The sequence below is a fragment of the Poseidonocella pacifica genome (genome assembly GCF_900111875.1).
GTDB lineage: Bacteria > Pseudomonadota > Alphaproteobacteria > Rhodobacterales > Rhodobacteraceae > Poseidonocella > Poseidonocella pacifica.
In genome coordinates this window covers 1046790-1060449 of the sequence record NZ_FOJU01000001.1, presented here as the reverse complement: position 1 = coordinate 1060449, position 13660 = coordinate 1046790, and the positions used below count along the sequence as shown (strand labels likewise).

Genomic DNA, 13660 nt, shown 5'->3' with positions numbered 1-13660 from the left:
GCGGATCGCCATTGGCTTGGCAATGCCGCGCCCGCTCTGGACAGCGGCAAGCGTTTCGGTCAGGAAATTCCCATGACGGAAATGAGTTTCGACAAGGATCAGCGTATCCCGGCGCGCCGCACCGCGCTCAACCCGTTCTCGATCGGGGCAGGGATCATCGCGGCCATCGTTCTGATGCCGATCGTCGCCGTGTTGTGGATCGCGCTGCACCCGACCGAGAATATCTGGGGCCACCTGATTTCAACGACGCTCCCGCGCTATATGCGCAATTCTCTTCTGATGATGGGGGGGGTCGGGGCGCTTGCTGCATTGGTCGGTACGGGCGCGGCATGGTTGCTGGCGCGGTATCGGTTTCCCGGCGCGCGCTGGCTCGAATGGCTCTTGCTTCTGCCCCTTGCGATCCCGGCCTATGTGGGTGCCTATGCTCTGGTCGATTTCCTCGAATATGCGGGGCCGGTGCAGACGGCGCTTCGTGAGTTCTTCGGATGGTCGTCTGCGCGCGATTACTGGTTTCCGCAGGTTCGCAGCATGGGATTCGCCATCATCGTATTGGCATCGGCGCTCTTTCCTTATGTCTATCTGTTGGCCCGCGCGGCATTCCGCGAACAGTCGGGCCGCGCGGATGAAGTTGCCCGGTCGTTGGGCGCGGGCCCTTGGGGGCGGTTCTGGCGCGTCGGACTTCCCCTGGCGCGACCAGCTATCGCGGCAGGTACGGCCATCGTCATGATGGAGACGGTGAACGATTTCGGCACCGTCGATTACTTCGCGGTCCAAACTCTCACTACTGGGATTTTCTCGGTCTGGCTGGAGGCGGGGAACGCGGGCGGCGCGGCCCAGATCGCCTCCGTGGTCCTGCTTCTGGTGGTCGTGCTCGTGACCTTGGAAAAGGGCAGCAGGCGGCGCATCCGCAGCTATGCAATGCCCGGGCGCCATGCCCCTGTCGCGCGCGCAACTCTCAAGGGGGCTGTAGCCTGGGGCGCGACATTTGTTTGCCTCGTGCCGTTCCTCACTGGCTTTGTGTTGCCCTTCGCCGTCATTCTGAGCCACGCGCTCGTCAATGCGGAGCAGTGGCAGGATGCCGGGCTCATCGCCGCGCTTTGGAACACGATCACCGTGGGGGGCATCGCGTCATGTGTGACGATTGGTGCGGCGCTCTTCATGGTCTACGGTGTACGCCTTTCCGGGCGGAAGTTGCCGCAGTTGCTGCTCCCCGTGACCACGATCGGCTATGCCGCGCCGGGGGCGGTGCTTGGCGTCGGGATTCTGTTGCCGCTGGCGGCGCTCGATCAACGTGTGGCGGATGTTTTGGAAGCGACCACAGGGTGGGATCCGGGGCTGTTGCTGACTGGGTCCGCTGCGGCGTTGGTTCTGGCTTACACGGTTCGATTCTTTGCCATCGCCCAAGGTGCAGCAGATGCGGCGATGGGGCAAATCCCGGGCAGCCTTCCGATGGCTGCACGCTCACTCGGTCGCTCACTCGGCGGAACACTCACGGCCGTCTACATGCCGCTGATCCGAGGCTCGACCCTCTCCGCGCTGCTGCTCGTATTTGTTGACTGTGTGAAGGAGTTGCCCGCGACACTCCTGCTGCGTCCCTTCAATTACGACACGCTCGCCACCCGTGTTTATGAGCAGGCCAGCCTTGAAAATCTGGGCGATGCCGCGCCTGCCGCGGTGCTGGTTATTCTGGTTGGTCTCACCGCAGTAGGATTTTTGGCCCGATCCAGTCGTTGATGGATTGCACTGTCCGCGACAGTTCGCTAAATGGGCCGCCAGTGCCCCTATAGCTCAGCTGGTAGAGCAACTGATTTGTAATCAGTAGGTCCGCGGTTCGAGTCCGTGTGGGGGCACCATCTTTTCCAAACATTGATTGCGGGGCTTCCCCGATCGCCTTAGCCCGCGAAAGCCGTTCGGAATGCCTCCAGCGCGGCATCCTCGCTTTCGGACGCATATGCCTCCAAGGTTATGGTGCCGTCGTACCCCATGACGGAAAGCGCGCGAGAGATGCCGGGGTAATTGATCTCTCCCGTTCCGGGTTCGCAGCGTCCGGGAACATCGGCGACCTGTATTTCTCCGATCCAAGGCAGGCAGGCCTTGCAAAGCTCGATCAGATTTCCTTCGCCGATCTGGGCATGGTACAGATCGAGGTTCAGGCGCAGTTCGGGTCGGTTGACCGCAGAGACAAGTGCAAGCGTCTCTTCTGCCCGCGCGAAGGGGACGCCCGCATGATCGACTGACTGGTTCAGGTTCTCCAGCGCAAAGGTCACCCCCAACTCTTCGGCCAGATTGCAAATGCGATGCAAGGTATCTCGCGCCTTGAGCCATTTTTGCGGCGTGGCGACCTCAGCCAACTTGGGGCGTCCGCCATCGCCGAGGCCGGTTCCGTGCAGGTTCAACCGTGCCACACCCAGTCGCTTTCCAACCTCCGCCGTCTCTCGCGCGGAGGCCAGCAGTATGTCTGCGCCCTCATCGTCGCCCAGTCGTCCTTCGAGATAGCCGTTCATTATGGAAAAGGTCGCGCCCGACCGCTCAAGCTTGTTCAGGTCGTGGTCACACCAGTTCCACAGTCCGACCTGAAACCCCATGTCCGCCAGTTGTGAGCATCGCCATTCGATAGGTCGATCCTGCCAGAGCATTTCGGCACAAGCCGCGAGCGCGAAGGCCATGCGCTACGCTCCCGTCAGGGCGGAAGTGATTTCGATCGGGCGACCTTCGAGGAAGGAACGGTGCGCGGCTTCGGCGAGGGCGAGGGCATTCACCCCATCCTGTATCGAGGCCGGAACTGGGGACACGCCGACGAAGGCATCCACGAAGGCGCGCCATTCGATCTCATAGGCCCGCATGTACCGCTCCAAAAAGAAGTAAACCGGTTTTGCGGAGACGACGCCGGCTTCGGTCGTTGTGACCACGGTGTTCTCAACCACGTTTTCCGCAGCCAAAGTTCCTTTGGAGCCAAGCACTTCGACCCGCTGGTCATAGCCATAAAGGGCGCGCCGGGAGTTGCGGATGGTGGCGAGGCGCCCATCGGCATAGGTGAGTACGACAACAGCGGTGTCGACATCCCCCGCAGCGCCAATCTCGGGATCAACGAGGCAAGAGCCATGCGCCATGACCGACACGGGCATCCCGAAGAGGAAGGCGCACATATCGAAATCATGAATCATCATGTCCCGATAGAGGCCGCCAGAAACTTTGATATAGCTGACCGGCGGCGGGGCGGGGTCATAGGAAGTGACGGACAAAAGCTCCCCCTTGCCAACGTCGCCCGCATCCAGCGCGGCTTTGACAGCGGCAAAGTTGGGATCGAAGCGGCGGTTGAAGCCCATCATCATCGGGCGATCGTGGCTCGCCGCAATGGCGCGGACCTGTAGGGCGCGCTCAAGCGAGAGGTCGATGGGTTTCTCACAGAAGATAGCCTTGCCCGCCTTTACACCAGCCTCGACCAGATCGGCATGCGTATTGGTGGAGGAGGCAATCAGGATCGCATCGATGGACGGATCGTCTAGAATCTCCTGCGGCGAGCGCACAGCAATCCCATGCTCCTTGGCGAGGGCCTCTGCGGCCTCCGTCATAACGTCAGTGACGGCCACAAGCTCGGAGCGTGGATCCATCTTGATTGATGCGGCATGAACCTTGCCGATGCGGCCTGCGCCGAAAAGTGCGACTTTCATTTGATTTCCTTTCAGAGAGGGATGCGACGGCCTTCACGGGCTGAGACATCAGTGGCATGGATCACGGCTTCAATTCAAAGCGCGTCGTCGTGGGTGAGCGCGAGGAGTTTCAAGAGTGGACGTGCTTGCCCGCGACGATGGAGGCAAGCGCAATCGGGTGGTGAGGCGCATTTGACGAGGCAATTACCGCGATGTCGATATCCAGCCGATCGTTCAGCGCCCGCCAATCATCCGTCGGGCCCGCAAAACCGAACTGTTCGTCCATTGCCAGCGCCATATCGGGCGGGGTGTCGCATAGACAGGCGAGTCCGACTTTCGATAAGTCTCCGAAAACGGGTCCGGCGGCGTGATATGCCAGCCCATGCGCCTTGCCCATGAAGCCCGTGCCAATCAGGCCGAGTCCAATATCCATTGCTCCCTCCCATATGGAATTTTCATTCCAAATACCGTGATGGGGCCTTATAGTGGTACTGTCAAGAGAGGGGATCACCATGCCCAGAAACGAACCTCCTTCTAGCCCGCCGTCGAGCATCATAGAGATGTTCGAGCGTCTCGATAGTCTTGCCGACAGCCTGCCAAAACGGCTTCGGCAATGCGCGTCGTTCACGCGCCGGAATATGCATCTCATCGCGGTCTCTACCGTGTCAGAAATGGCGACGGCATCGGGGGTGGCACCGTCAGTCTATCTGCGCTTTGCCCAATCTCTCGGGTTTTCTGGCTATTCTGAAATGCAGGCGCTGTTTCGCGAGCAGTACACTTCCTTTCGGCCCGACTATGGGCAGCGCCTGGCGCAGTTGCGCCCCGAGGCAGCGCGGGACGACGTGCAACTTTTATCCGATTTCTCAGAGGCTGGTCACAAATCCCTCATAACGCTAGCTAATACGGTTACCAGTGACACGCTGAACGAAGTTGCGATCCGTATGGCGGAAGCGCGGATTGTCCACCTGATAGGGGTGAAGCGTGCCTTCTCGGTGGTCAGCAATCTGTCCTATTTGTTGGGCAAGATGGAGGTGCCCGCCATGCTTCATTCGGACGTCGGTTCGCTCGACATGCGCCATTTGGTCGGCCCAGAGGATGTGGTTTTTGCGGTGACCTTTGCACCCTTTTCCGCCCAGACGGTGCAATTGGCGCGGGATGCATCGGAGCGGGGCGCAACCGTCTTTGGCCTGACTGATTCCGAAGACTGCCCCTTGAGTGTATTCGCCGCTGACCTGCTCTTTGCCCGCGAGGACGAAGTGGCGGGCTTCCGCTCTCTCACGGCGTCAATCACCTTGACCACCACCCTCGCCGTGCTCGTCGGTGCGCGGCGAGAGAAAAGGTTGACAGAAATGCCGACTCACCAATAAATGGAATAAACGTTCCATAATGATGCAAAGATGTCGGAGCGTTTACGAAGGTCGCTTTGCGGCATCACTGGGGGAAACCCTGAATTCGGCCGGGGAGGGCCGCCGCCTCTGGCGGCGATCCGGCTTACGTTCCTAGGGAGGAAACATGGATAGACTTATGAAAACCGCCGCGCTGGTGGCAGGCATCGCCGTAGGTGGGCCCGCGATTGCGCAGGATATTCTCGTCGTGGCACATGGTCAGGCGAACGATCCGTTCTGGTCGGTGGTAAAGAATGGCGTGGATATGGCCGCCAAGCACACTGGTGCGAACGTGGAATTCCGCTCCCCCGAAACTTTTGACATGGTGCAGATGAGCCAGCTCATTGATGCCGCCGTCAATCAGGAACCGGACGGGCTTGTCGTCTCCATACCCGATGCCGATGCGCTTGGCCCGTCAATCCGCCGCGCGGTTGAGGCAGGTATTCCGGTCATCTCGATGAACTCGGGCTCCGACATCTCCAAGGAACTGGGCGCGCTGCTGCACGTCGGTCAGGATGAGTTCACTGCCGGTAAGGTCGCTGGCGAAAAGCTGGCAGAGATGGGCGGTACGACCGGCATCTGCGTGAACCAGGAGGTCGGAAACGTCTCTCTCGATCTGCGCTGCGAAGGGTTTGCCGAAGGCTTTGGCGGTTCGGTTGAAGTCATCCCGACCCAGAACGATCCCGCAGAAGTCCAGGCGAAGGTTCAGGCCGCGCTCGATTCCAACCCCGATATCGACACGGTCATGGGGCTTGGCGCATCGCTCGTGGGCGAACCTGCCGTCGCGGCCGTCGAAGCCGTGGGCCGCACCGGTGAAGTCAATGTCGCGAGTTTCGATCTCTCTGCGGGCTTCCTCGAGGATGTCGCCGCGGGCAACGCGGCTTTCGCCATCGACCAACAGCAATTCCTGCAAGGGTATTTGCCGGTTGTGTTCCTTGCGATGAACGCAAGCTACGGGCTGGTGCCCGGCGGCAACGTGCCTTCTGGCCCGAACCTGATCACCACCGACAAAGCGGCGCAGGTGGTCGAGCTTTCGGCTCAAGGCATCCGCTAACCATCTGAGAAATGACGTTGTGAGAGTTCGGGGGCCGTGGCGCAAACGCCGCGCCACGGCCCCCGTTTGTCTGAAGATAGGGGGAGGGGATTAACATGGATACCACTGGGATTATTCCGGATGAACGGCTGAAGCGCGAGGGAATTGGCGCGCGCCTCATCAAGCGGCCGGAGCTGGGCGCGATTGCCGGCGTCATACTCGTCACGGTTTTCTTCGCGATCACGGCCGACAGTTCAATGTTCACACTGTCGGGCATCATGAACTTCATGACGCCCGCGGCCCAACTGGGCATTCTTGCGATCGGCGCGGCCATGCTCATGATCGGCGGGGAATTTGACCTCTCCATCGGGTCTATGGTGGCGTTCGCGGGGCTGATTTTCGGGGCCTGCACCGTAACCTTCGGCCTGCCTCTCATTCTCGCAATTCCCCTGACGCTGGCGGTTGCCGCGGGGATCGGCGCGGTCAACGGGACCATTGTTCTCAAGACTGGCCTTCCGTCATTCATCGTCACGTTGGCCTTTCTCTTCGTCCTGCGTGGTGCGTCGCTTGTAGGGCTGAAGCTTGCCTCGGGCGGCTCGACACAGCTTCGGGGCGTTCGCGACGCGGTCGAAGGGGACTGGCTTGCGCCGTTCTTTTCGGGCGATGCGTTCGGCCCGCTGTTCCTCTGGCTCGCCGAAGCGGGGCTTGTGGAAACCTTCAAGAACGGACGTCCCAAGATACCCGGTATTCCAGTGGAAATCCTGTGGTTCATCGGTCTTGCTCTCGTGGCGACATACGTTCTGCTTCGTACGCCGCAGGGCAACTGGGTCTTTGCCAGCGGCGGGGACCGGACGGCGGCCTCCAACTCCGGTGTGCCGGTGCGCAAGGTGAAGATTTCCCTGTTCATGTTTGCTGCGATGTGCGGCGCGCTTGTCGCCATCATCACGGTCATGGACTCCGGCTCAACCGACGCGCGGCGTGGCTTCATGAAAGAGTTCGAAGCGATCATCGCGGCGGTTATTGGCGGGTGCCTGCTGACGGGTGGCTATGGGTCGGCAATCGGGGCCTTCTTCGGGGCGATCATCTTTGGCATGGTCACCATAGGTCTGACATACACCAATTTCGATCAGGACTGGTTTCAGATCTTCCTGGGCGGGATGCTTCTGATCGCGGTGCTGTTCAACAACTACATCCGCAAGCAAGTCACCGGGGAGCGCTGAAGATGACTCATGACACCACATTTCACCACGGCGATCCGGTTGCGCAAACTCAGCCTATCGTCGAGATGCGCGATATAGAAAAGCACTTCGGCAACATCATCGCACTGGCGGGCGTAAGCTTTGACGTCCGCCCCGGGGAGTGCCACTGCCTTCTGGGCGACAACGGCGCGGGGAAATCGACCTTCATCAAGACGATGTCAGGGGTCCACAAACCAACTCACGGCACCATCACGATCGACGGCAAGCCGATGGATTTCTCCAGCCCGCGCGACGCAATGGAAGCCGGTATTGCCACTGTGTTTCAGGACCTTGCCATGATCCCGCTCATGAGCGTTGCGCGCAATTTCTTCATGGGGCGCGAACCCACCATCGGGAAGGGCCCCTTGAAGCGCATGGATACCGCCGCGATGAATGAGGCGGCGGTCGAGGAAATGCGCAAGATGGGGATCAATCTTCGCGGTCCCGATCAGGCCGTGGGCACCCTCTCGGGGGGGGAGCGTCAGACAGTAGCGATCGCCCGCGCGGTTTTTTTCGGCGCGCGTGTGCTGATCCTCGATGAGCCGACATCCGCGCTCGGGGTGCGCCAGACATCCAACGTTCTGGCCACAATCGACCGGGTGCGCAAACAGGGTGTGGGCGTCGTGTTTATCTCGCACAACGTCCGGCATGCGCTGGCAGTTGGTGACCGTTTTACGGTACTTAACCGTGGCAAGACCCTCGGAACCGCGACCCGTGGGGAAATCACGCCCGAAGCGTTGCAGGATCTCATGGCCGGCGGTCAGGAGATTGCGCAACTCGAGGGCTCACTTGGGGGGACGGTGTGATATGACCGATCTCGATCTGATCACCATCGGACGCTCTTCGGTTGACCTTTATGGTGCGCAGGTGGGTGGACGTCTGGAGGACATGCGGTCCTTTGAGAAATACGTGGGCGGATCGCCCACCAACATGGCGACGGGTACGGCGCGGCTCGGGCTTCGCTCTGCGCTACTCACCCGCGTCGGGGATGAGCATATGGGCCGCTTCCTGCGCGAGGAACTCGCGCGGGAAGGGGTCGATACGACCGGTGTTGTCACCGACCCCGAACGCCTGACTGCGCTTGTCCTCTTGGGGATCCGAGACGAGGATCAGTTTCCGCTGATCTTCTACCGGGAGAATTGCGCGGACATGGCCCTTTGCGAAGCGGATGTGGACGAGGCATTTATCGCCCGCGCCCGCTCCGTTGTCGCGACGGGCACGCACCTGAGCAATGCGCGAACCGAAAACGCCGTGCTACGCGCGCTTCACCTGGCACGCAAGAACGGCGCACGCACCGCGCTGGATATCGACTATCGCCCCAATCTCTGGGGCTTGTCAGGGCACGGCGACGGGGAGAACCGCTTCATCGCCTCCCCGGAAGTCACGGCCAAGCTGCAATCGACTTTGCACCTCTTTGATCTGATCGTGGGCACTGAAGAGGAATTCCACATTGCGGGCGGTACCACCGATACGGTTGCGGCACTCCGCGCGGTTCGGGCGGTGAGTGACGCGGTTCTTGTGTGCAAACGCGGCGCGGCGGGGGCGGCGGCGTTCGAGGGCCCGATCCCTGAAAGCCTCGACGATGGTCAGACAGGCCCCGGTTTCCCCATCGAAGTCTTCAACGTGCTGGGTGCGGGAGACGGGTTCATGTCGGGCTTGCTGAAGGGCTGGCTCGACGGGGAAGATTGGCCGACGGCCCTCAAATACGCGAATGCCTGCGGTGCCTTTGCCGTCAGCCGTCACGGGTGCACACCGGCTTATCCTTCGTGGGAAGAGCTTCAGTTCTTCTTGTCGCGGGGGGTAAAGACGCCGGCCCTGCGCCATGATCCGGAGTTGGAACAGATTCACTGGTCTACGAACCGCAAGGGGGATTGGTCGAGCATGCGCGTCTTCGCCTTTGATCACCGCATCCAGATGGAAGAGATTGAGGGCGCGAATCCTGAAAAAATCGGACGTTTCAAGGAGCTATGCCTTGATGCTTGCGCAGGGGTTGCGGCAGGGCGCCAAGGATATGGCTTGCTTTGCGACCACCGGCTTGGTCGCCGCGCCTTGCACCGCGCGGCGGGACAGGGGCTGTGGATTGGCCGCCCCGTTGAATGGCCGGGTTCCAGACCGCTGACACTGGAGCCGGAGATCGGCCCGGATTATGGCGGTTTGGCGGAATGGCCGTCGGAGCATGTGGTCAAGTGCCTGTGCTTCTATCATCCGGATGATGACGCGGAAACGCGGGCCGCTCAGGAAGCAACCGTCTCGCGGCTTTTTCAAGCCGCACGTCGCAATCGGCTTGAATTCCTGCTTGAGGTCATCCCGTCCAAGGTCGCACCGGTGGACGATGGCACCACGGCCCAGATCATCCACCGGTTTTACGAACTTGGTGTCTATCCCGATTGGTGGAAGCTGGAGCCGATGCGAACCGAGGCCGGATGGGGCGCCGCGTGCGCCGCGATCGAAGCGCATGACCGGCATACCCGGGGCATCGTCGTTCTGGGGCTTGCTGCGGACGAAGCGGCGCTTGCACAGAGTTTCGAGGTGGCTGCGAAGTTCGAGCTGGTCAAGGGTTTCGCCGTCGGGCGTACGATCTTTGGCGCCGCGGCAAAGGCGTGGATGGCGGGGACCATCAGCGATGAGTTGGCCGTCATCACCATGAAAGACAACTATACCCGGCTTTGCGAAATCTGGGACAACGCCCGCGCAAACCGGCAGGAGGACGCAGCATGACAACGATCAGACTGACGGCCGCTCAGGCCATGGTGAGATACCTCGCGGCGCAACTCAACGAAGAGGGCGAGCCGTTTCTCGCCGGGATCTGGGCGATCTTTGGCCACGGGAACGTGGCGGGGATCGGTGAGGCGCTCCATGCCGAACGCGATGCCATTCAGACCTACCGGGGACAGAACGAACAGACGATGGCACATGCCGCAATCGCCTATGCCAAACAGCTCGGGCGCAGAAGGGCGATGGCGGTCACGTCCTCGATCGGGCCCGGCGCGACAAACATGGTGACGGCGGCCGCCTTGGCCCATGTGAACCGGCTGCCGTTGCTGCTTATTCCGGGGGACGTCTTTGCGGGACGCGGGCCCGATCCCGTTCTGCAACAGATCGAGGATTTCGAAGACGGCACAATCTCCGCGAATGACTGCTTTCGTCCGGTCACGCGTTACTTCGACCGGATCACCCGGCCCGAGATCCTTCTGACGGCCTTGCCCCGCGCTTTTCGAGTGATGACGGACCCTGCGGAATGCGGGCCGGTGTGCCTGTCGTTTTGTCAGGATGTGCAGGCAGAGGCCTATGACTGGCCGGAAAGTTTCTTTGAGGCGCGGGTATGGCGCGTACGCAGGCCGGCAGCCGATCCGCAGGAGGTTGACCGGGTGGCGGGAATGCTGCTTTCGGCCAAGAAGCCCGTCGTCGTGGCGGGCGGGGGTGTTCATTTCTCCGGCGCGACCGAGGCCCTGCGGATCTTCTGTGAGACGCACCGGATCCCCGTCGTCGAGACTCAGGCCGGCAAGTCAGCAGTTGCGTGGGATCATCCGCTGAACTTCGGACCAGTCGGGGTGACCGGATCGTCCTCCGCCAACATCATCTGTGCCGAGGCGGATCTTTTACTTGGTGTGGGAACGCGGTTTCAGGATTTCACCACAGGGTCTTGGAATCTTTTCCGCAACCCTCGACTCGTATCACTGAACGTGGCGGCCTACGACGCGATGAAGCACGGAGCAGAGCCGCTTTGTTGTGATGCATTGGCGGGTCTGGAGGCGCTCAGCCTCGCTCTGGGCGGGCGGCGTTTCGAAGCGCCTCGGGCTGAGTTGAAGGATGAATGGTTTGCGTCCGTCGACCCTCTGACCGCGCGATCCAAGCCGGTGCCGAATGCGCTGCCCACCGATCAGCAGGTCATCGGCGCGGTGCAGCGGAGCAGCGGCGTCGATACGGTCGTCATGTCCGCAGCGGGCACAATGCCGGGCGAATTGCACAAGCTTTGGAAAGCGCCGCGTCCGGGTGGATACCACATGGAATACGGATATTCCTGCATGGGCTATGAGGTTGCAGGTGCCATGGGCATCAAGATGGCTGAACCTGACCGGGATGTGGTTTGCATGGTAGGGGATGGGTCTTACATGATGGCCAATTCCGAACTGGCCACCGCCGTGATGCTTGGCCTCGACATGACCGTCGTGATTACGGACAACCGGGGATATGGCTGCATCAACCGGCTGCAAATGGGCACCGGTGGCGCTGAGTTCAACAACCTCCTTGCCCATTCCCACCACGTCAATCCCGCCAATATCGACTTTGCGGCACATGCCGCTTCCATGGGGGCTGCGGCCCTTCACGTCGATAGCATTGATGAGTTGGAAGACGCGCTCACCCGCGCGAAATGCGCAGCAGGCCCTTTCGTCATCGTGATCGATACGGATCCCTATCCGAGCACACCTCACGGAGGTCACTGGTGGGATGTTGCCGTGCCGGAAGTTTCGGAGCGCGAAGAGGTACGCGAGAAGCGCGCCGCCTACGAAGACCGCCTGAAGGAGCGTGCGCTCAACTAGCGAGCGCCCATATCCGCTACAAACCTTGTCAGCCTATTTGGAAAGACCCAGAGACCATGACCGTCAAGATCGGTATCTCCCCCATAGCGTGGCAGAATGATGACCTGCCGGACCTTACCGCGGCCTACACCATGGAACAGGCGCTGCGCGAAGCGCGCGAGATCGGCTATACTGGGGTCGAACGCGGGCGCAGGATGCCGCAGGACACCAAAGGCCTTCGGCGCTATCTGGCGGAATACGACACCGCGCTTTGTGGGGGGTGGTGTTCGGGCAATCTGCTGATCAATGACGTCGAGACGGAAAAGGCCGCAATCGCAGAGCAGGTCGAACAATTCGCCGCGCTTGGCGCGCCCTGTCTCGTCTATGCCGAGTGCTCCAACACCGTGCAGGGTGACAGGACGATCCCGGTCAACAATCGCCCCAAGCTTTCGGCGGATGAGGTGCGGACCTATGCGGGCAAGCTCTCTGAACTTGCCAAATGGATGACGGACAAGGGTCTGCCGCTTGCGTATCACCATCATATGGGGGCCTTTATCGAGGATCAGGAGGATATCGACCGCCTGATGGGGGGCAGCTCGCCTGAGGTAACCTTGCTCTATGACACCGGGCATCTGGTGTTCGGGGGTGGGGATCTGCTCGGTACGCTCGACAAGTGGGGGGATCGCATTCTTCATGTCCACTACAAGGACCTCCGCAAGGATGTGGCCGCCGAAGCCCGGGCAAAGGACTGGTCCTTCCTCGACGCGGTGATTGCCGGCGCCTTTACTGTTCCGGGCGATCCAGAAGGCTCCATCGATTTTGCAGCGGTAACGAAGCAGTTGGCCTCGATGGGGTACGAAGGGTGGATTGTCGTCGAAGCGGAGCAGGACCCGGCCAAGGTCTCTCCCTATGAAGCGTCCAAGCTGGGCTATGATACGATTCGAGACCTCTGCGCCCGCTATGGGCTTGAGGTCGATACATCCCCAGCGGAGGAATGCGCATGAGCCACCTGTTGCAGAAGCCATTCGGCACTCATGGTGAGGTCCACAGGATCACGCCCGAAACCGCCGGTTGGCGCTATGTTGGGTTTTCCCTCTACCGGCTGCGGGCTGGGGAAAGCGCCAGCGGCGTGACGGAAAGCCGGGAAGTGATCCTCGTGATGGTGGAGGGGAAAGCCAAGATCACCGGGGCAAGCCGGGATTGGGGGGAATTGGGGGATCGAATGAATGTGTTCGAGAAGAGCCCACCCCACTGCCTGTACCTGCCGGACGGGAGCGATTGGCGCGCCGTGGCGACGACCGATTGCACCATTGCCGTTTGCTCGGCTCCGGGGCGGGGAGGGCATCCGGCGCGGCGTATCGGGCCAGAAGGCATTTCCCTGACCGAACGCGGCAAGGGTACCAACACGCGCTTTATCAACAACATCGCCATGGAGAATGAGGACTACTGCGACTCTTTGCTGGTCACGGAGGTATTTACCCCCGCCGGTCACTGGTCTTCGTATCCCAGCCACCGCCATGACGAAGACGATTTTCCCCGGATCACGTATCTCGAGGAAACTTATTATCACCGTCTCAATCCGGCGACGGGTTTCGGGGTTCAGCGGGTCTATACCGATGACGGCTCACTTGATGAGACGATGGCCGTGGCAAACGGGGATGTCGTTCTTGTGCCGCGCGGGCATCATCCCTGTGGCGCGCCTTACGGATTTGAGATGTATTATCTCAACGTCATGGCAGGACCGCGCCGCAATTGGCGCTTTGTTCCCGATCCGGCGGTGAAGTGGATCATGGATCGCGATGCGTAAACGGCGTCACCCTGCCGCCTTGAGACC

The 13660-nt window shown here is 61.0% G+C and carries 12 protein-coding genes and 1 tRNA gene; 10 read left to right on the top strand and 3 right to left on the bottom strand.

The genetic code is table 11. From position 1 onward, the window contains the following. The first annotated feature begins 81 nt into the window (after window positions 1–81). Complete coding sequence (locus tag BM234_RS05055; protein WP_092061394.1) at window positions 82–1734, top strand: ABC transporter permease; 1653 nt, start codon at window positions 82–84, stop codon at window positions 1732–1734. 43 nt (window positions 1735–1777) lie between these two features. After that, a tRNA-Thr gene (locus BM234_RS05050) sits at window positions 1778–1853 on the top strand. Window positions 1854–1892: 39 nt separating this feature from the next. On the opposite strand, the gene BM234_RS05045 is transcribed toward BM234_RS05050, so the two are convergent. The 3 genes from BM234_RS05045 to BM234_RS05035 all read right to left on the bottom strand — a co-directional run bounded on the left by BM234_RS05045 (window position 1893) and on the right by BM234_RS05035 (window position 4083). Then, complete coding sequence (locus BM234_RS05045) at window positions 1893–2666, bottom strand: TIM barrel protein (protein ID WP_092061188.1); 774 nt, start codon at window positions 2664–2666, stop codon at window positions 1893–1895. A 3-nt stretch (window positions 2667–2669) separates the two neighbouring features. After that, window positions 2670–3671: an inositol 2-dehydrogenase gene (gene iolG, locus BM234_RS05040; RefSeq protein WP_092061186.1), complete on the bottom strand. Its 1002-nt coding sequence runs from the start codon at window positions 3669–3671 to the stop codon at window positions 2670–2672. 109 nt (window positions 3672–3780) lie between these two features. Next, complete coding sequence (locus BM234_RS05035; RefSeq protein WP_175501195.1) at window positions 3781–4083, bottom strand: Gfo/Idh/MocA family oxidoreductase; 303 nt, start codon at window positions 4081–4083, stop codon at window positions 3781–3783. 79 nt (window positions 4084–4162) lie between these two features. On the opposite strand from BM234_RS05035, the gene BM234_RS05030 reads away from it, so the two are divergent. From BM234_RS05030 to iolB, 8 genes are all read left to right on the top strand, one after another. Next, window positions 4163–5017, top strand: coding sequence for a MurR/RpiR family transcriptional regulator (locus BM234_RS05030; RefSeq protein WP_092061183.1), 855 nt, complete (start codon window positions 4163–4165; stop codon window positions 5015–5017). Between the two features lie 145 nt (window positions 5018–5162). After that, window positions 5163–6089, top strand: a complete 927-nt coding sequence (locus tag BM234_RS05025; protein ID WP_092061181.1) for a sugar ABC transporter substrate-binding protein — start codon at window positions 5163–5165, stop codon at window positions 6087–6089. A gap of 95 nt (window positions 6090–6184) precedes the next feature. Continuing rightward, a complete protein-coding gene (locus tag BM234_RS05020) occupies window positions 6185–7288 on the top strand; it encodes an ABC transporter permease (protein WP_092061180.1) in 1104 nt (367 codons plus the stop codon). 2 nt (window positions 7289–7290) lie between these two features. Further along, complete coding sequence (locus BM234_RS05015; protein ID WP_092061178.1) at window positions 7291–8112, top strand: ATP-binding cassette domain-containing protein; 822 nt, start codon at window positions 7291–7293, stop codon at window positions 8110–8112. Between the two features lies 1 nt (window position 8113). After that, on the top strand, window positions 8114–10024 hold the full coding sequence (locus BM234_RS05010) for a bifunctional 5-dehydro-2-deoxygluconokinase/5-dehydro-2-deoxyphosphogluconate aldolase (protein ID WP_092061176.1): 1911 nt from the start codon (window positions 8114–8116) through the stop codon (window positions 10022–10024). Next, window positions 10021–11847, top strand: coding sequence for a 3D-(3,5/4)-trihydroxycyclohexane-1,2-dione acylhydrolase (decyclizing) (iolD, locus tag BM234_RS05005; protein ID WP_092061174.1), 1827 nt, complete (start codon window positions 10021–10023; stop codon window positions 11845–11847). Before BM234_RS05010 ends, iolD begins: the two co-directional genes overlap by 4 nt. A 56-nt stretch (window positions 11848–11903) precedes the next feature. Beyond that, a complete protein-coding gene (gene iolE / locus BM234_RS05000; RefSeq protein ID WP_092061173.1) occupies window positions 11904–12830 on the top strand; it encodes a myo-inosose-2 dehydratase in 927 nt (308 codons plus the stop codon). Next, window positions 12827–13633: a 5-deoxy-glucuronate isomerase gene (gene iolB / locus BM234_RS04995; protein ID WP_092061171.1), complete on the top strand. Its 807-nt coding sequence runs from the start codon at window positions 12827–12829 to the stop codon at window positions 13631–13633. Before iolE ends, iolB begins: the two co-directional genes overlap by 4 nt. Window positions 13634–13660 lie beyond the last annotated feature (27 nt).